This window comes from Burkholderia sp. Ax-1720, assembly GCF_011753035.1.
Taxonomy (GTDB): Bacteria; Pseudomonadota; Gammaproteobacteria; order Burkholderiales; family Burkholderiaceae; genus Burkholderia; species Burkholderia gladioli.
The window spans coordinates 1-23,355 of the sequence record NZ_VWWK01000033.1 but is presented as its reverse complement, the minus strand read 5'-3'; the positions used below and the strand labels follow the sequence as shown (position 1 = coordinate 23,355).

The 23,355-nt window shown below is 64.3% G+C and carries 17 protein-coding genes; 8 read left to right on the top strand and 9 right to left on the bottom strand.

Going from position 1 to position 23,355, the window contains the following annotated elements:
- Positions 1–175: 175 nt before the first annotated feature.
- Positions 176–1,561 (bottom strand): integrase family protein, encoded by a 1,386-nt coding sequence (locus F3J18_RS13000; RefSeq protein WP_166913039.1) that lies wholly within the window; start codon positions 1,559–1,561, stop codon positions 176–178.
- A gap of 596 nt (positions 1,562–2,157) precedes the next feature.
- Here F3J18_RS13000 and xopAD point away from each other — a divergent pair.
- Entirely contained in the window at positions 2,158–10,071 is a 7,914-nt protein-coding gene (gene xopAD, locus F3J18_RS12995; RefSeq protein WP_166913038.1) for a XopAD/skwp family type III secretion system effector, read from the top strand.
- Between the two features lie 256 nt (positions 10,072–10,327).
- Here the strand turns inward: xopAD and F3J18_RS12990 are convergent, their stop codons facing one another.
- A complete protein-coding gene (locus tag F3J18_RS12990; protein ID WP_166913037.1) occupies positions 10,328–11,254 on the bottom strand; it encodes a LysR family transcriptional regulator in 927 nt (308 codons plus the stop codon).
- A gap of 148 nt (positions 11,255–11,402) precedes the next feature.
- Here F3J18_RS12990 and F3J18_RS12985 point away from each other — a divergent pair, with 148 nt between their 5' ends.
- The 3 genes from F3J18_RS12985 (at position 11,403) to F3J18_RS12975 (ending at position 13,050) form a co-directional block, all read left to right on the top strand.
- On the top strand, positions 11,403–11,795 hold the full coding sequence (locus F3J18_RS12985; RefSeq protein ID WP_166913036.1) for a tautomerase family protein: 393 nt from the start codon (positions 11,403–11,405) through the stop codon (positions 11,793–11,795).
- A gap of 133 nt (positions 11,796–11,928) precedes the next feature.
- Positions 11,929–12,810 carry a fumarylacetoacetate hydrolase family protein gene (locus tag F3J18_RS12980; protein WP_025100998.1) on the top strand — a complete coding sequence of 294 codons (882 nt, stop codon included), beginning with the start codon at positions 11,929–11,931 and terminating at the stop codon, positions 12,808–12,810.
- A gap of 63 nt (positions 12,811–12,873) precedes the next feature.
- Positions 12,874–13,050 (top strand): hypothetical protein, encoded by a 177-nt coding sequence (locus F3J18_RS12975; RefSeq protein WP_166913029.1) that lies wholly within the window; start codon positions 12,874–12,876, stop codon positions 13,048–13,050.
- A gap of 228 nt (positions 13,051–13,278) precedes the next feature.
- Here F3J18_RS12975 and F3J18_RS12970 read toward each other — a convergent pair whose 3' ends face one another.
- Positions 13,279–14,247, bottom strand: coding sequence for a hypothetical protein (locus tag F3J18_RS12970; RefSeq protein WP_051598372.1), 969 nt, complete (start codon positions 14,245–14,247; stop codon positions 13,279–13,281).
- A gap of 53 nt (positions 14,248–14,300) precedes the next feature.
- The gene (locus F3J18_RS12965) at positions 14,301–14,675 is read right to left on the bottom strand and encodes a hypothetical protein (protein ID WP_166913035.1); all 375 of its coding nucleotides are present in this window, start codon (positions 14,673–14,675) and stop codon (positions 14,301–14,303) included.
- Here F3J18_RS12965 and F3J18_RS12960 point away from each other — a divergent pair, their 5' ends adjacent.
- Positions 14,676–15,476, top strand: a complete 801-nt coding sequence (locus tag F3J18_RS12960; protein ID WP_166913034.1) for an FkbM family methyltransferase — start codon at positions 14,676–14,678, stop codon at positions 15,474–15,476.
- Positions 15,477–15,489: 13 nt separating this feature from the next.
- Here F3J18_RS12960 and F3J18_RS12955 read toward each other — a convergent pair whose 3' ends face one another.
- Genes F3J18_RS12955 through F3J18_RS12945 form a run of 3 tightly spaced genes read right to left on the bottom strand, consistent with a single transcriptional unit; the run spans position 15,490 to position 18,300 of the window.
- Entirely contained in the window at positions 15,490–16,875 is a 1,386-nt protein-coding gene (locus tag F3J18_RS12955; RefSeq protein ID WP_025100994.1) for a HAMP domain-containing sensor histidine kinase, read from the bottom strand.
- The gene (locus tag F3J18_RS12950) at positions 16,872–17,423 is read right to left on the bottom strand and encodes an oxidoreductase (protein ID WP_152554506.1); all 552 of its coding nucleotides are present in this window, start codon (positions 17,421–17,423) and stop codon (positions 16,872–16,874) included. Before F3J18_RS12950 ends, F3J18_RS12955 begins: the two co-directional genes overlap by 4 nt.
- A gap of 4 nt (positions 17,424–17,427) precedes the next feature.
- Positions 17,428–18,300: a helix-turn-helix domain-containing protein gene (locus F3J18_RS12945; protein ID WP_025100992.1), complete on the bottom strand. Its 873-nt coding sequence runs from the start codon at positions 18,298–18,300 to the stop codon at positions 17,428–17,430.
- Positions 18,301–18,324: 24 nt separating this feature from the next.
- Between F3J18_RS12945 and F3J18_RS12940 the strand changes: the two genes are divergently transcribed.
- Entirely contained in the window at positions 18,325–19,434 is a 1,110-nt protein-coding gene (locus F3J18_RS12940) for a cell division protein FtsZ (RefSeq protein WP_166913033.1), read from the top strand.
- On the opposite strand, the gene F3J18_RS12935 is transcribed toward F3J18_RS12940, so the two are convergent.
- The gene (locus F3J18_RS12935) at positions 19,431–20,348 is read right to left on the bottom strand and encodes a LysR family transcriptional regulator (protein WP_166913032.1); all 918 of its coding nucleotides are present in this window, start codon (positions 20,346–20,348) and stop codon (positions 19,431–19,433) included. The genes F3J18_RS12940 and F3J18_RS12935 overlap by 4 nt on opposite strands.
- A gap of 113 nt (positions 20,349–20,461) precedes the next feature.
- Between F3J18_RS12935 and F3J18_RS12930 the strand changes: the two genes are divergently transcribed.
- A complete protein-coding gene (locus F3J18_RS12930) occupies positions 20,462–21,196 on the top strand; it encodes a glutamine amidotransferase (RefSeq protein WP_166913031.1) in 735 nt (244 codons plus the stop codon).
- Positions 21,197–21,229: 33 nt separating this feature from the next.
- Here the strand turns inward: F3J18_RS12930 and F3J18_RS12925 are convergent, their stop codons facing one another.
- Positions 21,230–22,000 (bottom strand): DeoR/GlpR family DNA-binding transcription regulator, encoded by a 771-nt coding sequence (locus tag F3J18_RS12925; protein ID WP_025100988.1) that lies wholly within the window; start codon positions 21,998–22,000, stop codon positions 21,230–21,232.
- Positions 22,001–22,258: 258 nt separating this feature from the next.
- On the opposite strand from F3J18_RS12925, the gene F3J18_RS12920 reads away from it, so the two are divergent.
- The gene (locus tag F3J18_RS12920) at positions 22,259–23,263 is read left to right on the top strand and encodes a 2-keto-3-deoxygluconate permease (protein ID WP_025100987.1); all 1,005 of its coding nucleotides are present in this window, start codon (positions 22,259–22,261) and stop codon (positions 23,261–23,263) included.
- Positions 23,264–23,355: the final 92 nt, after the last annotated feature.

Below are 23,355 nucleotides of genomic sequence, written 5' to 3'. Positions count from 1 at the left end.
TGCTACTCGAGGTACGTTGCCGACACCGCTCAGGCAATGCTGTCCTTGGGGCGCGTGTGGCACCAGCGCATCGCTTTCCGGGGCGCCGGCGGCACGCTGGCAATGTGCTAGTCCTGCTGCTGTCTCCGGCGCCATCCGGTTTGACTCTCGATACATCAGTTTCACTGACCGTAGATTAGAAATCTGAAAATTCGAGATCAGCTTGCTCTAGTATCCATGCCTCAATCAAATCATGCCATTTTCTCAGCAAGTCTAGCGGACGACGTCGGTAGTGTTTTTCCGCAATTGCTGACGGTCGATGGCCTTGAATTTGAGCGACCACCCCTGTCGGTACTTCAACCCATTCAGACAAGGTGCCGAATGAGCGTCGGAGCCCATGCAAGCTGAGATGTGGCAAGTCGACGCTTGCGAGCGCTTTGTTATGTGCGATTCGCGGTTCCGCCAATTTGCCATCCCCGGCCTTCTTGCTTGCAAATACCCACGGAGAGGGGGACCACTGCTTTCCTTGGTTTGCGAGCTCTCTGACTTGACGTCGATTCGGCGGCAACTCGTTGAGGTGCTTGAGGTGTAGCAGCAACTCTGAGAGATATGGCGAGAGGGGAATAGTACGACCACCCGTTCCTTCGATCTTGTCGTTCAATGTTATGCTGCGCCACCGAAAGTCAACGTCGGTCCACTTAAGTGATGCCAGCTCTTCGCGTCGAGCTCCCGTGATCAGCAGCCCCTGAAGATAAGCTGAGATTACGGGATTAGATATGGCCCTGACAGCGCTGAACCAGGATGCTAACTGTTCCCGCTGCAAGCAGTCGCCTTCCTTTGCTCGTTGCCGCGGGATCGTATCCTTAACGGCCGGATCGATGCAGCAGTCAGCATTCGTTGCTGCACGAAACTGCTCTGATGCCGCACTCCATCGAATGAACGCACGAAATTTTCGGTACGCGTTCGTTGCCATCGTCTTCCGAGTCGTTTGCTGACTGCGAAACCAGGCCTTCACAACATCAGCATTGACCTGCGAAAGTGGCATATCGAGCAAAGGCGCAAGAGGGCCGGCAAGCGTGACACCTTCACCGCGCTTTCTTGGTGCTCCGCCAGGATCGGCCGCCTGAATATGATCGGCGCGATGTCGCTCTCCCCATTTTTCGTGGGGGGCATCCATGTACGCGTTCCAGGCCGTGCGGGCGAGTAGCGATGTTCTTAGCAACTCATCTTCGGCCATTTTCCGCGCAAGAGCTTCGCGTTCGAGACGCTCCTCTCGTGCTCGTGCATGCATCTCTTTCTCTGCAGCGGCTACTTCTCGAGGATCTTTGCCTTCGCTCACGAGCGTTTGCAGGCGCCTGGCCTCGGCCTGAGCCTTTTCTATCGTGAAGCTGCGTGGGTCACCGATGGTGATCCGCACGGTTTTCCCATGCACCTTAGACTGAAAAATGTACGCCTTGACACCGTTCGCCGTGACGCGGAGTCCAAGGCCAGGTGCTCGGCTGTCCCAGAGAAATGCTTGTGGCTTGCCGTCAGGGCAGTGGTGCGCGTCGACTCGCGCGACCGTGAAGTTGACCTTGGACATCGGGTGAAAGGTTCCTAGTTTTCATGTAACCGCCATGTAACCGAATTCTAGGATTTTAGATCAATCTAGGTCAACATCGCTTTTCGACGGATTGATAGAAAATTGTTTTTTTTCAGTGACTTAGTGGAGGATTTCAATGCGGATCCATGTCGAGGAATGCAAAAACCTTCGGCCTTCTAAGCCGTAGGTCACACGTTCGAATCGTGTAGGGCGGGCCAGTTGGATCAATGTGGCAGCTCGATTCGCGGCACTCTGATCCCAAGTATCCGAATTTTTATGCAGGCACTGTCTAGGTGTCGAGAATCCTTTCGAAGTAGTCTGCGAGGTCAGCGCCAACGACACCCATTTCGCCTCGATGCGGCTGTTTCCGCACCTAGATTGCCGCTTACGGGGTGTTGCGGGCGAAGATAAGTGTACTGTTCGGATGGACGGTCGGCCTAGACGACTCGTGATCGACGGGTTCGAGCAGGTCGACCTGCCAGACGGTTCTTTGAACACACATGCCCCGGAGGCAGTCGATGTTCACTCGTAGCCGCCGCAAACCGACGAACTCGCAGACGCCTCCCGGTCGGAGCGCTTCCGGACCCACGGAGGGCTTGCCCGAAGACCTGCGCGGCAGTACCGAATCGCTATCGGGGATGAACCTCGGAGACGTTTCGGTGCACCGAAACTCGCCGCGTCCCGCGCTCATCGGCGCCGAGGCATATGCGCAAGGCTCGGACATCTATCTGGGGCCAGGTGCCGATCGACATCTTCCCCATGAAGCCTGGCACGTGGTCCAACAGATGCGGCACCAAGTACCGGCGACCGACGTCCGCGAAGACGGCTTGGCCGTAAACCGGGATCCGTCGCTTGAGCAAGAAGCGCAGATATATGGTGCGAAAGCCGCTGCCTCCTCTTCCTCGTCTCCTTATTTCCGTTCGTCGATCAGTCCCGCGAGCGTCGAAGGCACCGCCATGCCCACGACCTATACGCGAGGCACGGGTGTCGTGCAGGGATACTTCAAGACCGAGGATGAGCTCCTGGGCACCAGTCGATTGCCGCTCGACCACGCGACCATCAAGATGGTGGAGTCGTACCTTGCGCAACACGACGGGCAACTGCATGGCACCTTCGTGGGCCTCGCGTCGTCGGAGCAAGACGAAGGCAGCCTGGCGCCATGGCTTGCCGCGCACGTAGGGCTGACCGTGCACGAATTGCAGAGCATGGCATCGAATACACCACCCGAAATCCACCAAGCGCCTGCTTCGGTTGCCCCGCGAGCGGGAGGATCGCCCCGTCCCGCCGACATCCCGCTGAACCGCGAGCCGGGGACGAAGACTCAATCGAAACCGAGGGCGTCCGGTGGCAAGGGCTCCAATCGACGGTCGCGAGATGCGGCAGCCCCTTCGCTCCCGCGCGGGGCGCCGTCCCCGCTCGCGGCAACCGGCACCGGTACCCTCGGGGCGCCAGCCTCGCAGGCGCTTCCGCTGCGTGCGCCGCGCCATGCCGGATCGAATCGGGAGGCGCGCACGATCGATTACGACTTCACCACGAACGGGCCGTCGCGCGACGTGATCGACTACCGGCCTATCGATCCCCGTGATGTGCGGACCTTGATCTCCCAGCGCGAGTCTCAACGACACTACCTGCAAGCCGGTATCGAACACTCACGCGAGGCCGTGCTCGCGCTCGCAACCGACAACATGCTTGTGCGAAAAGAAAAGTATCCGCGTGCGCTGGCATTCCTGGATCGCAAGGACAAGCCCGACATCTCGCTGTTTTGGCTTGGGCAATACCTGGCCTTGCTCGACACCTTCATGCCGCGCCGGCCGGCCGCGCGGAATCGACCCGTGCCGGACCTCGAGATCGAGTCGCGCATCGAGGACGTGGCGCACTACCTGGTCAAGGCGGAATGGTTGAGCGGCGGGTCCGACTATCACCTCGGCCACCTGGCGAACCGGCTCAGCAAGTTCGAGCGCGTCCCGGCCGCGCTCGGCGCGATCGAATGGATTGCCCACGAAGTGACTGACGAAGAGAGTACGGCGAATTTTACCGACCCGAAGGTAACGGCGCTGCTGCTCAACGCGTTTTCGAAGCTACCCGGCGAGCCGCGTGAAATGGCGCTGTCGGGCGTCGCGAAGCGGCTGCTCGACAATACGAAGAGCCTGCATGGTTTGAGCGGGCAGAGCCTGAGCATGTTTCTCAACGCGTTTTCGCGGTGCGCGAATGATCCGAACTGCAGCCGGGTGGCGCAGGTCCTGGCCGCTAAGATCCAGGCCGAGCCGCTGCTGGTGAAGTCCCTGGACGCGCACGGCGTGAGCAACGTACTCGGCGCGCTCGCCAAATGGCCGGAAGACGAGGCCTGCCGCATGGCAACCGAAAAGATCGCGGCGCGCGTCGGCGATGACGAGCCAATGCGCAAGGCCATGACGGCGCAGGGCGTCAGCAATGCGCTGAACGCCCTGGTGCGGGGCGGGCTCGGGGCCGACTCGCAGGGCGCGCACCGGCATTTGATCATGCGCCTGGAGAGCGATCGCGAATTGCGCAACAGCTTGAACGCGCAGGAACTCGCGAGCGTGCTCAATGTGGTCAGCAAATGGCCACAGATCACGTCTTGCATCAAGGTGGTGCAGGCGCTCGTGGCGCGTCTCGAGGGCGAACCGGAACTGGCCAGGGGGCTGCAGGAGCAGTCCCTCGCGAACGTGTTGAACGCCTTGTCGAAGTGGCCGGAGGCAAAACCTTGCTGGAATGTCGCGAACACGCTGGCGAAGCAGATCGCTTCTCGCTCCGAGTTGCAGGCCGGATTCAATGAGCAGGAAGTCAGCAATGTACTGGCCGCATTGGCGAAATGGTCGGAAGCCCCCAATTGCAAAAACGCGGCGCTCGCGTTGATGAAGCGTATTGCGAACGATCCGCTCCTCGTGAGCTCGTTCAACGAGCAGGAGGCCGTGCAGGCGCTCAATGCATTGCGGATGTGGGCGAAGGAAGCGAGCAGCGTCCCGGCCGCGCGGACCCTGGCGAGCGTGCTCGTGCCGAATGGCGAGCCGGCGCGTCGCCTCGCGGGCGGCCATGTCAGCCTGGTGGCCAACGCGCTCGGCCACTGGCCGCAGGACGCGGTGTGCCGCAATGCGGCGCTGACGCTGGTCGAGCGCCTGGGCAACGAGGGGGAACTGGTCGGGTATTCGCTCGATTCCGTCAATGCCCTGTCGGCGATGGCACGGCAGCCGGACGCACCGGAGCACGTCGCTGGCGCTCGCGATATTGCGCGCCGTCTGCTCGGCAACAAGCAGGCACTCAAGCAATTCGGCGTTCGGGAAATCGCAGGTATCCTCGCCGCGCTCGGCAAGTGGCCGGAGGACGAAACATGCGCGGAGCTGGCCGCCGCGTTGACCGCTCGCATCGTCGATGAAAAAAGCTTGCGCGAGGCGTTTGCCGTCCACCAGATGAGCGGAACCTTGAACGTCCTGGGCAAGATGCCGGAACTGCCTGGCAGCGCGGACGCGGCGCGAGAGTTGGCGAAGCGGCTGGCGCAGGACGAATCCCTGCTCGGGGCGATGAACAGCGAGGACATCAGCAATACGCTCAACGCCTTGTCGAATTGGCGTGCCGAGCCGGCCAGCCTGAGCGTGGCCGGAGCATTGGCGAAGCGCATCAGCGAGGACGATGGGCTGCGCGCCGAGTTCAACGATCAGGGGCTTGCCAATACGCTCGCCGCCCTCAGCCAATGGCCCGAGGATGAACGATGCGTCGGGGCGGGGCGCGCGCTCGCGCAGACGCTGGTCGATCGCCGGGAAGCGCTCGTCGATCCGGCGAAGTTCGGGGCTCGCTCGCTCGCCACACTGGCCAATGCGCTGAGCAGGTGGCCGCGCGAGCCGGCCTGCGTTGCCGCGCTCCAGGCCATCGTCGAGTCCATTTTTGAGGGCGGGCGGCAATGGCCGGAGTTCAACATGGTGTCGATCGCGCAGCTCGCGAACGCGATCTCCCGCCTGCATTCGGTGGAGGCCGACAGCGCCGACGACCTGCAGGCGCTTTCGCAGTCGCGCCTGCACACGCTCGCGGCCCATCTCGACACGTACAAGGGCGAACTGCTCGGCACGGCGTCATCCAGGCATATCGGCATCATCTTCAAGGCGCTCGGCTCGGCTCGCATGCAAAAGGCGATGAAGCCGCTCGTGCCGACCGCCCTGGCGCGACTTCACGCCTTGATCGATGCGGACGGACTGCGCGGCGAGAATCTCGAATCGCTGGGCACGCTCTGCATGGGCCTCGTGCCGGTGCTGCGAAGCCCCGATCTCGTGCGGCACCGCGAGGCCGCCTTGAAGCTGATGAATCGACTGCAGCCGATCGCCGACCGCAAGCTCGGCATGTTGCTGGAAGAGGCGGATCCCGAACCCGGCGCCGGCCAGTCGACGGAGCAATTCGATACGCGTCGTCCCGCGCTGAGCTTCGTTCATCTATTGAAGTCGTTCTCGATCATGCGAAGCCTGTGGAAGACGCGCTGGGTCGACTCGCCACGCACCGAGGTGCTGGAGCGGCGCGCCGAGCTGGGGGGCTGGATCGAGCACCTGCTCGATCGCACGCGCGACACGGTCACCTCCGACCTGCAGGAAATGAGCTGGAACCTCATCGCGCAGATCGAGGTGGGCGACGACATCTTCGACGCGCTCGATGCTCGCATGCGTAGCGCGGAAACGCTGTTGACGGCGAATAGCAAGCCGATCCCGCTCGACCTCGATCAATTGCAGGCCGGCATGAAAACGACACCCGGCATGCTGCGCGCGGTTCAGGAAGGAGAAGGCGCGCCCCGCTACACGCTCATCGACATGAGGGGGAACACGCTGAAGAGCGACGAAGCCGATGGCGGGCCGCAATATTCGTTCTATTCGCGCCTGACCGGCCAGCCGGTCACCGAGGTGAAGCTGCCCGGTCCGTTGAGCCCCTTCATGCTGGCGCGAACGATCACCCACCACGGCGAGCAGTGGCGCTTCGACATGTTCGGCGGCAGCCACCTGAAGGTGCCGAGCATGCGGCCGCAAGCGATCCTGGCCGGATCCAAGCGCGGCTACGGACGTCTGCCCGCGATCCGCTACTCCGATAGCGCGCCGACCAGCCCGTTCATGAAGCTGGTCTCGAAGCTCGGGCCGCAGCGGGAGGATTGGTCGCGCATCCAGCGCTCGCTGCTGGAGACGGTGCCCGTCGATCACGCGGTGGAAGGCACGCTGAGGATCGGCTGGTTTCCCGACGTGCCGGGTCCCGAGCATCCATTCAAGCCCGTGGATCCAGCCTCCGGCGAGGACATCGCGTTGTGCCCGAACGATGGCTGCGGATTCCTGCGCTACGAGGCCGCGATGCAGATTCCCGCCGTGGCGAGGCTTATCAATGCGTGGAACGCGTCGCGCACCGATACGGCGGACACGGCGCAGCGCAAGCTGATCGAGTCTTTCGAGCAGGAGCCGAGCTACATGCCGCCCCAGGCACTGCAGCATTTCCCGCGCGACGAGGCGGCAGTGGAAGAGGCCAGGGGGCTCATCGAGGGCAGGCTGAACGAGATCTTCAGGACCGCGACGGGCAGCGACAAGCCACCGGTGCTCGATGCGAGCCGGCCCGGGCCGCTCACGCCCGAGAACGTCACCAAGCTGCAGCAGTACCGGTTGCTGGTCAATGGCGGCTACGAGGGGCGCAAGGTTCGAGCGGTGCCGTCGGCCGACGACAACCTTCACCTGCCAGGGGAAAAGGGCCGCGCGTTCGACGAGAAGGGCGGTGACGTGCTGCTGGGCAAGCCGCCTTACGACAAGGAAAACCTGCTGCCGATCGAGGCGGCGCGCGTCAAGACGACGAAGACAGGGGATCTCACGGCGAAGTTTCTCGAGAACGACTGCTTCGCGATCCAGTACAGCTATGCAGGCTTCGACGACGCGAAACAAAGCGATGCTGACATCCTGCACAGCAAGGGCATGCTGATCATCCCACCCAAGGGCGCCTGGCCGAAGGCCTATGCGGACCTCGACCTGGCGTGCTCAACGGAGGACATGAAGACGCTGTCGGCCTGGACGGAATCGAGAGCGCGTCCTCGATCGGCAGTTTCGATGACGACTACGGGAAGCTTGCGCGTGAAGGACCTGCTGTTGCCGGGCGAACTGGGCGCGGTGCCGATCCGCGAGCTGCGCAAGCGCGACATGGATACCGATGGGGACGATGCCTACGTTTTCGCCGGCTATCCGAAGCTTACCGAGCTCATCACGAGAGTCGTCGCGGACCGCGCCCGTCGCAAGGGAGAGCAGCGCTCCTTCAAACCGCAGAAGACCGCGCAGACGGCCTATGACGCGGAGCGTCGCTATCACGCCGGGCGCGCGCGCAACATCATCGATGCGCAACAGGGTGATGCGCTGGTGGGCAAGGCGAGCATGGCGGCCACCCGCTTCATGGCGCAGCCCGACGCGCTGCGCGAGAAGATCGCGGAAGATTGGATGTTCGGTACCTACGAGGGTACCGAGCGCGAGCTGCGCAATGCCTTGCGCGAATTGATCGCGGATGACGTACCCGACCTCGCCAGAATCGACCCGCAGCTCGAAGCGGCGCGACGCGCCGTCGATCATGCGCATCACCCGGTCGCGAAGGAAGTCGCGCAACGCTTGCACGACGCCGTCGAGGGCTGGCGACGCAAGCTCGCCAACGACGACGCAAAGCCGCCGGCGGCGCTTGGCGAGAAGCTGCAGGCACGGTTTCCCGAGCTGGCGGAGCGTTACGGCAGGGCGCAAACGCCGGTCGACTGCATCGAGGCCATCCTCGATCACTATCCAGTGTGCCGCCTGCTGGCCTCGACGTTCCCGGAAGGCCGGCCCGGCTACGTGAAGGGCGAGACCGAACTGACGGCGCGCAACCTGCTGACGTTGGCAGTCAAGGTCGGCACCGATGCACTCAAGTCGAACACCGGGACGGAGACCTTCATGTCGGTGATGGCGTTGTTCGAGCGCGTCGAGAAGCAATACGACGAACGTGTCAGGAACGTGCCGTATGGCAAGCAGACGGCGCGACTGTTGCGCGACGATCGCTTTGATGCCGATGCCGCCCTGGAGCAGTTGCGAAACATGCCGTCGATGGCCGCGGCCGTGATGGAGACGTCGATCGAGCAGCAGCAGCGCTTCGGCCTGTTGGCGAAATCGCTGACGCCGCAGGATCGCATCGCGCAAACCGCGACGCAGGCGGAGATCGACCGGGAAGCAAAACGCATCCGAGCCGCAGCCGAGCGCGTCGAGCAAGTGGCGACACCCTTGATGCAGGGCGTGATCGGCAAGATCGAGGGCGCCAGCCTGCAGAACATGGATCACCGACTCAAATCGGTCGGCTCGCTGCGGGAGAAACTCAAGCGTTTCATCGGCGTGCGGGGGATGTCACTCGGCGAGGCGAGCGGCGGCGTGAACGACGCCGTCCGATATTCAGTCGTGTTCGATGCCGCCGGGTTCGGGAAGTCGTATGCCCAGGCGATCGAGGAACTGGCCAGGAGCGGGATGTCGCGGGTGAAGGTCGTCAATCACTTCAGGAAACCGGCGGAAGCGTTCAACGCGGTATCCGTCACCGGTGAGTTGCGCGTACCGAACGAGCGGGGCGAGGAGGAGCGGAAGCTTGTCGAGATCCAGTTCCATACGCAGGAAAGCTTCGACTTGAAGGAGGCCAACCACGAGCAATACAAGCGATCGCATGCGCTCGAACTCGCGGGGCAGCATGGCGAACGTGCGCACCTGCTCGAGGGCACGCTCGAAAAGGCAAAGGCCATGCCGCGGCCGGAAGGTTGGCTGGAGATCGACGATTGGAGCCGCGAGGTCGAGCGGCCGAAGCGTGCGAGCCCGAAGCCGGCCACATCGAGCGGCGTGGCGAACCAGGGGCCGGCGATGTCGAAAGCGTGGGAGATGTCGAAGTCGGCAGGTCTGTTGGAGAAGGAGCAGACTCCCAGGATCGAGACGCTGGTGAAAGCCGTTGGTGGTGATTGGGCCGATAGCAAGTACTGGCGTTCGTCCCTGCTCAAGAAGCCAGCGTCGATCGCGCGCAAGATCACGCTGATTCAGCGCGAGAACGGACTGCCGCTCGATGAAGCGGCACGGCAGGTGCACGATGCGCTGCGTTATACGGTGAAACTTGACGCGAAGACGTTTACGGCCTCGGCGCTTCGTTTGCTCGACAGTTTCGCCAAGCACGACCTGAAGGTGATGCGGGTGCGCAATGCCTTCGTGTATGGTGACGGGACATATCGAGGCATCAACATCAAACTGCGGACCCGGGATTGCAGGGATTTCGAGGTCCAGCTTCATACCGAAGAGAGCTTTCGTGCAAAGTACAGGAATCACGAGCATTACGAGGCATTGCGGAAGCTGAGCAGCACGAAAGAGGCGGGCAGCGAGCGCGAAGGGACCGATGGCACGGAAGTGCTCGATGCGGAGCGTGCGAGGCTGTTGAATCTCATGCTGGAGCGGGCGCGTGACGTCGAGATACCGGCCGACGTGGGAGAGATCGAGGCGTTCAGTCTCTATTGAGTGAGGCGATACAGCCGAGCATGGAACGCATGTCATGAGCAGCTTCCATTCATCCAGCGCGCGTCACATCGCCAACCAGCTCGATGTCCCGGCCGCGTTTTTCGTCACGCACGATGCTGCCCGAGCGTGTGTCGCTCGCGGTCGGCTGCGCGCGCGACGTCCACGGTGCGGCGGCTCGATTGGGGATGCCAGTTGTTCGGGCCGTTGTTGTTCGCCGATTCGATCACGTCTCGTGTTCGGACCGGCAGGGCGCTCCTCACCTCGACGCGGCGCCTTTCGCACCGCGCGCCGACTGCCCATCGAACGACGCCACGATCGATTCGCGCAGCACCTCGACGGCCTGCCGGAGATTCCCCAGATAGCGTGGATGGACCAGCCAGAGGTCGATTGCCAGGGCAAAATCGCTGACTTCCACCACGCTCAGCTTGCGATGCCATTTGCTGGCCCGCAGCACGTCGATCGGCACCAGGCCGAGGCCTAGGCCGCTGGCCACCAGTCGCAGTTGCATGTCGGTGCCGTAGGTATCGATGCTCAGCCTGACGGCTTGTCCCTTGTCCGTCATGGCGCGTTCCAGCGCCGCGCGATAACCGCAACCATCCGGATTGAGGATCCATCCATGGGCGGCCAGCGCACGCATGTCGGTCCTGCGCGCGACCAGCGGCTGGTCCGCGCTCTGCACGACTTTCACGTCGAAGCGGGCGACCCGGTTGCCCGCCAGGCCGGCCGGCAACGCCGCCCCCGAGGGCAGTATCAGCATCGCGACATCGAGCGATCCGTCGTCCACCCGCTCCTGCAACCTGGGGCTGCTGTCGGTGAGCAACTGCACCTCGAGTTCGGGAAATCGGCGCTTCATGCCGGTCACCGCGTCGAACAGCACGATGTCCGTGACGGCCTGGGGCAGGCCGAAGCGCAAGGTCCCCGACGGCGGCGAATCCTCGTGGGCGATGTCCTGCAACTGCTCAAGTGCGCACAAGACCGGCACCGCCTGTTCGTAGACGCGCTTGGCCAGTGCCGTCGGTAGCGGTGGCTTGGCATTGCGATCGAACAGCACGCCGCCCATCAATTCCTCGAGACGCTGGATGCGCTTGGAGATCGTCGATTGCGACACGCACAGGACGTCGGCGGCGCGGGTCAGGGAGGCTGCGTCGACGACCGTGACGAAGGACTTCAGCTCATCGATCATTATTCCGTACCGTCATGTTTTCCATGAATATCATTCGCTTGAGGAAATGTAAGCGCCAGCCTACGCTTAGGCATCGTTTTGCGCCAGTCCCCTGTTTGCCGGGCGCGATGACCTCACGAGGCTTGCCGCCTCACACCAGGAGAATGAAATGCCCCTCATCCGTATCGATCTGTCGAAGTCCGCATCGCCCGAAGTCGTCGCCGCCGTGAGCGAGACGGTGTATGAGGCGATGGTCAATATCGCCAACGTGCCGGAGCACGACAAGTTCCAGATCATTTCGCGCCACGCGCCGGACGAGCTCGTTTATCCGGCCGAAGGTTATCTCGGCGTAGATTACACCCCGGGCATCGTGTTCATCCAGGTGACCTGGAATGCCGGGCGCACCGTCGAGGTCAAGAAGGCGTTTTATCGTGCCATCGCGGATGGCATCCACGCCAAGGTCGGCGTGCGCAAGGAGGACGTCTGGATCAGCCTGGTCGATGTCGCGCGCGAGGACTGGTCGTTCGGCAATGGCGAGATGCAATACGCGCCGAAGGCGTGATGGCGTGGCGGGGCGAGCCCGGCACGAAACACGGGCTTCGGGCCGGCCGTCGCGACGCGATGCGTCGATGATCCTGGGCATGCCTGCATGCTGTTGCATCGAACGCCGTTCCAGCACTAGGAGACATTCAATCATGCGATTCGCAAACGTTGTGACGAACGGTGTGCCGACGGCATCGCTCGTATCGCCCAACGAAGCAGACTACTGGCCGGTATCGGAACTGATACCCGGTTTCGTGGGAGGCCTGGAGCAGGTGGTGCGCCAGTTCGCCGAACTCGAGGCGCGCTTGTCCCCGGCCTCGTCGGGAAGGCCGCTGGATCCGGCGCGGATCGTGGCCCCGCTGGATCGGCTGCACCGCAATATCTTCTGCGTCGGCAAGAACTATCACGAGCATGCAGCGGAGTTCCAGCGCTCCGGTTTCGACTCTAGCGCCAAGGACGGCGAGCACGCGCCCGAAGCGCCCGTCATCTTCACGAAGCCGCCCTCGACCGTCATCGGACCAGGCGCGCCGATCCCGCGTCACGCCGGCGTGACGAACCAGCTTGATTACGAAGCCGAGCTGGGCGTGGTAATCGGCAGGGCAGGCGCAGGCATTCGTAAGGCCGACGCGATGAAGCACGTGTTCGGATACACCGTGATCAACGACGTCACCGCGCGCGATCTGCAGAAACTGCACCGCCAATGGTTCATCGGCAAGGCGCTCGACGGCTTCTGCCCGATGGGGCCGTATCTAGTCACGGCCGACGAGGTGGATGGCCGGAACCTGGGCGTGACCTGCTGGGTGAACGGCGAACTGCGTCAGCAAGCCAATACGCGGCAGCTCATTTTCGATATCCCGACCTTGATCGAAACGATTTCCGCCGGTATCGAACTGCAACCGGGTGATGTGATCGCGACCGGCACGCCGGCCGGTGTGGGTATCGGCTTCGACCCGCCGAGGTTCCTGCAGTCCGGCGACCTGATCCGTATCGAGATCGAGGGCGTCGGCGTGCTGGAGAACCAGGTTGGAAGCTAGTTCAGTTCCGACTTGCCGATAGACGAGCCCATATCCGCCTGCATTTGCGACTTCGAGCTCCTGGTGGACGCCACGCGCGTCACGGTCGAGGGCGGCGTCACGCAATTGGACAGCATGCCCTGGTGTGCCGGCGAGCCGCTGCTCGACGTGCTGGAGACGCTGCCGGTGGCGATGGCCGCCGGCAGCTGCGAACATCCCGGCCGGCATTCGGAGTCGGAGCTCGAGCGTGCAGTGCGATGACGTCCTGTCGGTCGACACTTGCACCAGTACGATGTCTCGAACGTCATCGAGCACGACCGGGTATTCGACGCGTTGCGCGTGCGGTCGCACTCGATGCTGGGCCTACCAGGCCGGCGCTGACGGGACGATTATGCTCGGGGCCGAATTCGTGCGCTTGTTTCCTCGTCGGGCCGGATTGCGACAGGTGCGGGAGACGAGGCCTCGACGGCCTCGACATCGCGGCAACGATCAATCGTCCTTCTTGCGAACGACCAGGCCGCACGACGTGGTCACGTATTGGGCTAGCCGCAGCTTGAGATGCGGTTCCGACGCGTAGGGCGGCATGTCCACATGGAAGTCGAGGAAATGCGAATCCGGCGCGACAACGAAGGGCTCGACGGTATGCCCCAGGTCACGAAGCCGTTCGATCAGTTCGAGCATGTCGCGTTTCCGATAGATCACCGTCGGGCCGGTCGATAGCGTCTCGGTATTCGATGAGAGATTGAGCTCGGTCGTGTGGCAGGCGACGCCGCCGCCCTTGAGCGACTTCTCCACGCTGTCGATGACGAACTGCATTCCTGCTTCGAGTGAGCCCAGATGCTCGAAACAGCATGACGACCATGTGAAATCGAAGCCGTTCAAGGCGGGATCGATCGCCGTCATGTCGCAGAACTGGTGCGTGACGAGACGATCGAAGACCTCGTTCGCGACCACGTCGGGATAGCGCAGTTGCTCGAGCGAGCTGCTGTGTTCGGCGGACGTCGTCCAGCCGGCACTTTCGCCGATCTCGGGCGGCGCGTCGGTTGCGACCACGGCTACGCCGCGGCTGGCGAAGTAGGCGGGAAGACGTTCCTGGCCCACACCGAAGCTCAGGGCGCGCCGGCCGGGTGCCAGCATGCCGGCCTGGTCGATCTTGTGCACGACGTAGATCCATTCCCAGGTCTTGCGATGGAAGCGCGGCTGAAGGCCGAGGTTCGCGCAGATGCGCCGGTACTCGGGATGGAGCAGGTCGGCCGCGGTGCAGGTCGAGGATGCCATGAACTGGCGCGATGGGTCTGTATCGAGCACCTCGAAGCTCGGGATGAATCGGCGATGCTTGATGAAATCCTCGATGCGCGCCTCGATCGATCCATCGAGTCTGCGGACCGCTTCCTCCAATCCTTCGATTCGTGCCAGGAAATCTGCGTCCGGTGCTGCGCCATTGTCGGACTTGAGCATCTATCACCTCTTCATGTGTGCAACGCGAAATAGGGGAGCATGATACGACGAAATTATGACGGAATCGCAAGTCGAGTCATGCCGATGCGAAATGCTCGCCGGCCTTCGGCACGCGATCGCGCCGCCCGCCCCGGCCCGGCCGGCAGTCGGTGGCGAAAGCCCCGTCCTGGCAGGCGCCTCGGCGGCGGGACGGCGCCTGGCAGGGCCGCATCGCCTGGCCAGGCGGCGCGCGCCGTCATTGATGACGGGAGTCGGCCGATGTTAGAGTTCGACATTAATCGATAAGGACGCAATCGGGCGAATTTCGCAATGAAAATATCGATGTTTTTGTTCATTTTCCCGATTTCGAATTTTGAAAACCATTCCCCTGTTTTGCTTGTGCTCATGAAGATGCCTGGTGCGGGCAGGATTATTTTTCCGGAATCCATATGAAAATCTCGTACATCGTGGCATCCACCGTTCATGGCACCCTGATCGTCAATCGCAACGACGAAAACCAGAGCGAGCAATACGGCACCTACGGCGTCGGGTTCAACCTGCTGGAGACCGGCGGTTTCTACAAGTCCGATATCGATCTGCTGGTGTCGATCCTCCGCTTGAAGAAACGGCAATTGAACGGGAAAAGAAAAATCGTCGCGATCGACTGCGGCGCGAATATCGGGGTGCACACCATCGAACTGGCGCGGGAATTGTCGGAAACCGGGAGCGTCGTCGCCATCGAGGCCCAGAAGGCGATCTACTACGCGCTGTGCGGGAATATCGCCATCAACAACTGCTTCAACGTCGATGCGAGGAATGTGGCGGTGGGCGCGGAAGACGGCGTCCTGAAGGTGCCCCATGTCGACTACCAGAAGAAATCGAGCTTCGGGAGCCTGGAGCTCAGGAAAGCGGATTCCAACGAGGATATCGGGCAAGCCCCGGATTACGAGCGCGGTTATGACGTGCCCCTGGTCCGGATCGACTCGCTGCGCCAGGACCACGTCGATCTCGTGAAGATCGACGTGGAAGGGATGGAGCAGGAGGTGATCAAAGGCGCGATCGGAACGCTCGAGTCGTCGCGCCCGGTGCTGTTCATCGAGAAAATCAAATCCGATTTCGCGCAGATCGAATCGTCCCTGCTGTCCCTGGGCTACGAAGTGCTGGATGTCGGGCCGAACGTGCTGGCCGTGCACGAGGCCGATGCCGACCTGGCCGGCATCCGCGACTTGGTGGCCAACCAGCCCCGGTGAGGGCCTCGCCGCCTCACTTCGAGCCGGGTTCGGCCAGGCGCCTGTCGGGCGGCCCTGATTCGTAGGGCAGCAGGACCCGGAAGGCCGTGCCTTTCCCGGGCTCGCTTTCCACGGCAATCTTTCCGCCCAGCACCTGCACCAGGCCGCGGACCACGGCCAGGCCCATGCCGTAGCCCGGCATCGCCTGGTTGCCGGGGAATTGATGCTGGAAGAACGGCGAGAACAGGAAACGGATCTTCTCCTTGTCCATGCCGATGCCTTCGTCGCTGATCTCGACGTGGACCGGAAAATCCTGCGCCCGGCCATCGATGCCGTAGCGTATCTCGACGAGGCCGTGATTCGAGTACTTGATCGAATTCTCGACCAGGTTGTCGACGATCTGCTGCACCCGCTGCTCGTCCGAGATGAACGAGGTGGCGCTCGTTTCCTGGGTCGCGACGAGCCGAAGCCCTTTCTCCGCTGCCCTCGCGTCGAATTTCCTGGCGGCGCGCGAGACGATCTCGGCCAGGTCGATCTCCTCGATATCGAGGCTGATCTTGTTGGTATCGAGCTTGAGGAAATCGGTCAGGTCGCGCATGTGCGTTTCGATGTGCTTGACCGCGCGATCGATGTTCAGCACGGCCAGCATGGCTTCCCTGTCCAGCGGCGAATGCGAGATGTTCTCGGTCGCGGACACGATGGTCTGCAGCGGGTTGCGCAATTCGTGATTGATGGCGCCCAGGAACACCTGCTTGGTATGCGCCACCTGGCGCGCCGTTTCATAGGCTTTTTCGAAGTTACGCGCCGAGCGGGCAAACATGAGCAGCGCCATCAGGTAGAGCAGCGACACGCCGATGTTGCTGTAGAGCAGGATTTCCCGGTCCCGCAGCGCATTCTTCAGCACGGCATCGCGGCGCTTGATATCGGCGGCGCCGATCGCCTTGACGAACTGGTCGTAGGACAAGGCGACATGGCCCAGCTCATCCAGTATCGATTGCGTGACGGCGGGCCCTCCCTGGGGAAACCGGTCCATCAAGGCGTCCATGCGCGCGAACGATTCCCTCAGTTTTTCGATGGTCGTCGCGTACAGCGGCTGCTGATAGGCGAAATAGGTCGAATCCGAATGCTGCGAGATGATGAAATACTTCGAGACCAGGATTTCGTAATCGAATTTCAGCTTCCGCGTGTCGTGTTCGGTATTCAGCGCGTAACGAAACATGGATGCCTGGAAGTCGTCGGCGGCGGTGCGAAATTGCGCGGCGTTCCAGTAGGGATTGTCGTTCGGGCCGACCAGTTGGTAGATCGACTGCTGGCGCGTGATGCTGACCAGGAAGATCAACCAGAGGGCGAGAATCATCACCAGCGCGAAGGTGAAGTACTTCAGCTTCGAGGCATTCCGGCGGATGGAGAAATCGATCATTTGACGACGATCGCCTTGATCTGCCGGATCTCGCGCGTGGTGTAGTCGGCCGCTTTCAGGATCTCGCGGTCGTCGTCGCGGGAATAGACCAGGAACAGCGGACCGAGGTCGCGCAGCCGCAGGTAGGCATGGTTCGCCATGTAGGCCAGCAGGGGATGGAAGGACTTGACGTCGCTGACCTGCACGTCGTGGAGCACATAACCGTCGTAGGCCACGATGTCGATGCGCGAACCCCGGGATTGCACCCGCGCCAGGATGTCTTCGAGACGCGGGCCGCGGAATGTCCAGGCCGGGGTCCACGGTGTCGACGTCGTCATCTCGTACTGGGGCAAGGCTTCGAGCGCGGCGCGATCGAAACGGTAGAGGGTCCGTCCGGCATCGGTATGGGCATCGATGTTGCCCGACACGGTGAGCTCGAGGGGGACGATATCGGCGAAGCCGGACCGGCAGGAGAAAACCAGGGCGCCGAACATGCCCGCCCTGGCGATTCGCTGCAGGAGATCGCGGCGCCGCATGGCCGGCCTGCCTGGTGTGAGTCGGACCGTCATGAGGCTAGCGCTGGTAATGTGGCTCGAGCGCCGCCGCGATGACCGGCGCGCGCGCCGGCTTCTCGTAGGGGCCGATGATCTTGTAGGTGGTCATCATCTCGGCAATCGAATTGGCATGCTCGGCGTGGCCCATGTAGGCGGTCAGGATCACGATCGGGGCGGTGATGCCCCGCTTGATCCGGATCTCCTCGATGCAGTTCCTGGCCGTCTCGGTTTCGAGCATCCAGTCGAGCACGAAGCCGCCGAAGGTGGTCGTGTCCATGGCGGCGAGCAGGGCGCTGCTGGAGTGAAAGGGGATCGCCGAGAAATTCCGCTTCTGCAGGGCGCGCGCGAGCTCGTTGGCGGCGTCGCCGTTGTCGTCCAGGATCGCGATGAGCGGTTTGTCGGGCGTCGATTGGCGGCCGTCGATCTCGATCTTCTCGACGAAGTACTTCTTCCCCGCCGGCGCGTGCGGGGCGCGATACACACGCCAGTGATCGCCGATCCATAGCGCGACGAACAAGGGCGGCGAGGCGTCGGCGACGATTTCCGCGCCGATCTGCGCGAGGCAGGGCAACTCGTCGTTGCCGATGGCCAGGATGCAGCGCTGGCCCAGGTAGTTGAGGTTCTCCTCGTCGTCGGCTTCCTGCAGCAGCTCCGCGGGCGCCACGCCGAAGGCGGAAGCGATTTCCCGGATCTGGGCGAGGGTCCAGGGGCTGTCGCCCTTGATCTTGCGATGCGCCTGCGACGGGCTGAGGTGCAGATACTCGCCGATCGTCGCCGCGTGGCGGCGCTTCGCAATCCCCTTGCTATCAAACAGGTTTCTCACTCGCTCCGCGATGAGTTTCGCGTCGATACCGGAACGGTTGGTTTCCGCGGATTTCGGTTCAGTGCTCATGTCCTGTCTTGATGATTGCATGTCATGCAATTAATTGTCAAAATTCGTCGGTCAAATTATCTTGACGCAATTTTGGGGGTGATCTACTGTGCGAGCGTTGTCATCATATGCTGCAGATCGGCATCGGGAAAAGCGACCAGGGCTCGGTATCAGGGGCTTGCGCGCCGTGATCGGTCAGGCAAGGGCCGTGAAGAGAGCGCGGGCCGGCAGCACATCCATGGCCGCTTCCAGGCCTGCCGAGGAAAAATCACGATGTCATCATGCAGCGAGAGCACGGACAACCCGTCATGCCGCGCCTTGTTCGCGACGCCCATGTCGAGCGGGGGGCACGAGCATGCCGGTGCTGAGCCAATCGAGCTCGTCGGCGTCGGCCGGATCGGTTCGGCTATCGCGCGCGCACTGCAACGTCGCATGAATTCGCGCGGCCTGGAACGGCTGGAGCGCGAGGGCGCGGGGTGGCAGCGCAAGGGCGCGCGCGAACTCGCCGCCGCGCCACCGTCAGGCGATTCGGCCTCGTCCGACCTGGCTTTCCTGTTCATTGCCGCGGGCGAGCCCGGTGCCCTCGATCTGGCCGAAACGGCCGGTGCCGCCGCGCGGGCGAGCGGGGCCCGCATCGTTGCGCTGGTGATGCATCCCCCGCTTCCCGATCGCGCCGCGCTTCAGGACGCGACGGCGAGCCTGGCCGCCGAGGTCGACGCCATCGTCGTGATGCCCGACTATCCCCACCTGACGCTGCTCGACTGCATCGTGCGCGCCTACCGCGCCGCGGTCGGCGAGCGGCCGACGCGCGCGAGCGCCTCGGCCATGCCGGCCGGCAGCGAATTCCTGGACTTGCGCTCGGCGTTCCACGGCGCGGGACGCGCCTCGCTGGGCAGCGGGCTGGCATCGGGCCCGGAGCGCATCCTTGATGCGGCGACGGACGCGGTGGACGAGCTCGGCGACATCGCGCTTCACGCGGCATCGGGCATCCTGGTGATCGTCGCCGGCGCCGAGACGCTGCGGCTCGCCGAGGTCGCCTCCGCGCTGTACCAGGTGCATGCCCGCACCCGCGGCGACGCGCAGGCGGTGCTGGCCGCGCACTATGACGAGCGCATGGGCCATGCCGTGCGCGTGATCGTGGTCGCCGCAAGCTAGCCGGGCTGCCCGATGCGCCCGGCGATGAAGGCGAGGAAGCTGCGGATCTTGGGCGCGGTATGGCGGCTCGGCGAGCAGAACGCCCAGGCATCGCCGTAGTAGTTGGTCTTGAACAGCCAATCCGGCAGGACCTGCTCGACGCGGCCGTCCTCTAGCGCGGCGGCCGCCACGAAGCGCGGCACGCCGCCGATGCCGAGATCGGCCAGCACCGCCTCCAGCCGCACGCCGGAATGATTGGCGACATACCGGCCGAGCACGTCGACCGCCACCGTGCCTCCCCCTCGCTCGAAGCGCCAGCGCGTGTCGACCGGGTCCTCGCTGAGCGTGATGCAGCCGTGCGCGGCCAGCTCGCGCGGATGCGCGGGCCGGCCGTGCCGCGCCAGGTAGGCCGGCGTCGCGCATACCACGTGCTCGATGCGCATCAGCTTCCTGCCGACCAGGCCCGGCGGCGGATCGTCGGTGATCCGAAACACGATGTCGACCTGGTCGTCGACCGGATCGAGCTGGCGGTCGTCGAGCTTCAGCACCACGTCGACGGCGGGATGCGCCGCCAGGAAATCGGGAATGTTGGGGTGGATCAGGAAGCGGCCCAGCGCGCGCGGCGCGCTGATCCGGATCGTGCCGGCCGGCTCGGCCGAGCGGCGTTCGGCCAGCGACATCACCGCCTTCGCGGCGGCCACCAGCTCGCCGGCATGGCGCAACACCTCCAGGCCCTCGTCGCTGAGCCGCAGCTTGCGCGTGCTGCGCAGGATCAGCCGCATGCCGAGCGCACGCTCCAGCCGCGCGATCGAGCGGCTCACCGCCGAGGGCGTCGAGCCGAGCCGGCGCGCGGCCTCGGAGAAGCTGCCGGCTTCCGCGACCTTGACGAAGGTCGCCATCTCGTCCATCAGCGGCGGAATCTGATTTGTGCTCACGGGGAACAGGTCCTTGCTCGGTCGCGCGTATTATCGGCCGGCGCCCGGCTGCGTACAATCGGCGCACCCGATTCACTGCGGATTCTCTGCCGATTCCCTGCCGACTTCCCTCGATGAACAAACCGATCCTGATCGTCATCACCGGCGAGACCTTCGCCTCGATTAGCGCGGCCCACGGCGATTTCGTCGACTGGATCGAGGCGGGCCTCGCCGCGAGCCCGCTGCCCGGCCTCGCGATCGAGCGCTTCGACGCGCGCGGCGCGGCTGCCTTGCCGGATGCGGACGACTACGCCGGCATCGTGCTGACCGGCTCGCATGCGATGGTGACGGCGCGGGAGCCCTGGAGCGAACGGCTCGGGCATTGGCTGGCCGATTGCGCGGCGCGGGGCGTCACGCCGATGCTGGGGATCTGCTACGGGCATCAGCTGCTGGCCCAGGCGCTCGGCGGCGAGGTGGGCGATCGCCGCGACCGGCGCTTCGAGATCGGCACGGTGTCGATCGGGCAGCGCGCCGAGGCGGCGGGTGATCCGCTGTTCGCGGCGCTGCCCGCGCGCTTCGACGCGCAGGTGGTGCATTACCAGTCCGTGCATCGGCTGCCGCCGGGCGCGCGCCTGCTGGCCGCCAGCGACACCGATCCCTGCCAGGCGTTCCGCCATGGGCAGGCCTGCTGGGGCGTGCAGTTCCACCCTGAATTCCCGCTGCCGGCGATCGAGCAGTACCTCGCGATCCTGCGCGCGCAGCCGGGCGCGCACGGCGCCGATGCCTTGCCGCCGCAAGTGCGCCTGGCATCCACGCCCGAGGCATTCGCCTTGCTCGCGCGCTTCGCGCGTTTGTGCCTGCCGGCCTGAACGCGCCGGGCGCCGGGGCTCGGCGCTACCGCTTCACGCTTCCCGCGCCGCGCATTCCACCGTCACCTCCTCGTGCTGCGCGAAACGCGCGAGCAGGGCCGGGTCGGCCTGCGCGTCGGTGAGCAGGGTCCAGCGGCGCGCCAGCGGCGTCCAGTGCTGCTGGCTGGCGCGCTCGAGCTTGTTCGAGGTCACCAGCACCAGCACCTGGGCCGCCTGCGCGGCGATGCATTCCTTCAGGAAGGCCTGCTCGGCCGAGGCCTCGCACAGGCCGCGGCCGGCCACCACGCCGTCGGCGCCGAGGAAGGCCTTGTCGAAGCTCACGCGCGACAGCGCCAACTGCGCGATCGGTCCGAGCGTGCTCATGCTCGAGGGCCGCACGTCGCCGCCGATCAGGGTCACGCGCAGTTCCGCCGCGGCCAGCGTGGCCAGCGCCAGCAGGTTGTTGGTCACCACGTGGATGTCGCGGCGCCCGGCCAGGCAGCGCGCCAGCGCCGCGGTGGTGGTGCCGCCGTCGAGGAAGATCGTGTCGCCGTCCTGCACGTGCCGCGCGGCCGCGCGCGCGATCGCCGCCTTCTGCTCGCGAAAGCTCTCGCGCCGTGTGTCGAGCGATTCCTCGGGCTCGTGCGCGCCCACCGAGGCGGCGCCGCCGTAGGTGCGCAGGATGCGGCCTTCGTCGGCCAGCGCGCGCAGGTCCCGGCGCACGGTGGCCTCGGACATGCCGAAATGCTCGCAGAGCGCGGCCACGTCGTTCATGCCGGACAGCACGGCCTTGAGCATCGCCTCGCGGCGTTTCTCGACTTTCATGAAGCTCCTGTGTGGTGTGGCGATGGCGAGCGCCAGTGTAGCGGAGCCGCCGCCGGCGCCGCTTGCCCGGCGGGGCCGGACCGGCACGCGCGCCGCTTGATCGATTTGCGCACTCTGGCGCTGTTTTTTGATCGATTCGATCAGGGTATTCCCGTGTGAACCCGAGATTGCGACAAATTGAGGCAGCCGTTACACTCCGACCTGATCGAATCGATCAAATTATGATCGATTCAAACAAAACTGCCAGCGGAGACAGGGATGGCCCAGATTCACATCAAGCGCGCCGTGGAGCGCGTGCCCGGCGGGATGATGATCGTCCCCTTGCTGATCGGCTCGCTGATCGCCACCTTCCTGCCGGACATGCCGAAGTTCTTCGGCTCGTTCACCAATGCGCTGTTCACCGGCTCGCTGCCGATTCTCGCGGTGTTCTACGTCTGCATGGGCGCGAGCATCGACGTGAAGGCCACGCCCTACCTGCTGCGCAAGGGCGGCGCGCTGTTCGTCACCAAGGTCGGCACCGCGATCGTGGCGGGCGTGGTGCTCGGCCACTTCCTCGGCGAGCAGCCGGTCTCGTCGGGCCTGTTCGCGGGCATTTCCACGCTGGCCGTGGTGGCCGCCATGAACGACACCAACGGCGGCCTCTACATGGCCCTGATGGGCCAGTACGGCCGCTCGGAGGACGTCGGCGCCTACACCATCATGTCGCTCGAGTCGGGCCCGTTCCTGACCATGGTGACGCTGGGCGTGGCCGGCCTCTCGGCGTTTCCCTGGCCGACTCTGGTGGGCAGCATCCTGCCGCTGGCGATCGGCATGCTGCTCGGCAACCTCGATCGCGAGATGCGCGCCTTCCTCGGCCGCGCGGTGCCGGTGATGATCCCGTTCTTCGCCCTGGCGCTGGGCGCCGGCCTCGACCTGCACAAGGTCTGGCAGGCCGGCCTGCTGGGCATCGTGCTGGGCGTGGCGGTGGTGATCGTGACGGGCGTGCCGCTGTTTTTCGCCGACCGGCTCACCGGCGGCACCGGCGTGGCCGGCGTGGCGGCGGCCAATACCGCGGGCAACGCGGCGGCGGTGCCGGCGCTGATCGCCGCGGCCAACCCGGTGTACACCGAGGCGGCCAGGACCGCCACGCTGTTGGTGGCGGCCTGCGTGGTGGTGACCGCGATCGTCTCGCCGATCCTGACCGCCTCGGTGGCCAGGCGCGTGGGCGGCAAGTCCGGCGCGGCGAGCCAGGATGGCGGCACGGCCGGCGAGGGCGCGCGATGAGGGCCTCGGGACTGCTGATCGTGGCCGACGACTTGTCGGGCGCGGCCGATTGCGCGATCGCCTTCGCGGCGGCGGGGCGGCGCACCGTGGGA

What these genes read in the sequence shown, in the direction of transcription:
- F3J18_RS12920 (WP_025100987.1), top strand. Translation starts at nt 22,259, where the DNA reads ATGGCCCAGATTCACATCAAGCGCGCCGTGGAGCGCGTGCCCGGCGGG.
- F3J18_RS12925 (WP_025100988.1), bottom strand. Translation starts at nt 22,000, where the DNA reads ATGAAAGTCGAGAAACGCCGCGAGGCGATGCTCAAGGCCGTGCTGTCC.
- F3J18_RS13000 (WP_166913039.1), bottom strand. Translation starts at nt 1,561, where the DNA reads ATGTCCAAGGTCAACTTCACGGTCGCGCGAGTCGACGCGCACCACTGC.
- F3J18_RS12990 (WP_166913037.1), bottom strand. Translation starts at nt 11,254, where the DNA reads ATGATCGATGAGCTGAAGTCCTTCGTCACGGTCGTCGACGCAGCCTCC.
- F3J18_RS12950 (WP_152554506.1), bottom strand. Translation starts at nt 17,423, where the DNA reads ATGACGGTCCGACTCACACCAGGCAGGCCGGCCATGCGGCGCCGCGAT.
- F3J18_RS12985 (WP_166913036.1), top strand. Translation starts at nt 11,403, where the DNA reads ATGCCCCTCATCCGTATCGATCTGTCGAAGTCCGCATCGCCCGAAGTC.
- F3J18_RS12945 (WP_025100992.1), bottom strand. Translation starts at nt 18,300, where the DNA reads ATGAGCACTGAACCGAAATCCGCGGAAACCAACCGTTCCGGTATCGAC.
- F3J18_RS12960 (WP_166913034.1), top strand. Translation starts at nt 14,676, where the DNA reads ATGAAAATCTCGTACATCGTGGCATCCACCGTTCATGGCACCCTGATC.
- F3J18_RS12930 (WP_166913031.1), top strand. Translation starts at nt 20,462, where the DNA reads ATGAACAAACCGATCCTGATCGTCATCACCGGCGAGACCTTCGCCTCG.
- F3J18_RS12970 (WP_051598372.1), bottom strand. Translation starts at nt 14,247, where the DNA reads ATGCTCAAGTCCGACAATGGCGCAGCACCGGACGCAGATTTCCTGGCA.
- F3J18_RS12980 (WP_025100998.1), top strand. Translation starts at nt 11,929, where the DNA reads ATGCGATTCGCAAACGTTGTGACGAACGGTGTGCCGACGGCATCGCTC.
- F3J18_RS12940 (WP_166913033.1), top strand. Translation starts at nt 18,325, where the DNA reads ATGCAATTAATTGTCAAAATTCGTCGGTCAAATTATCTTGACGCAATT.
- F3J18_RS12955 (WP_025100994.1), bottom strand. Translation starts at nt 16,875, where the DNA reads ATGATCGATTTCTCCATCCGCCGGAATGCCTCGAAGCTGAAGTACTTC.
- F3J18_RS12965 (WP_166913035.1), bottom strand. Translation starts at nt 14,675, where the DNA reads ATGGATTCCGGAAAAATAATCCTGCCCGCACCAGGCATCTTCATGAGC.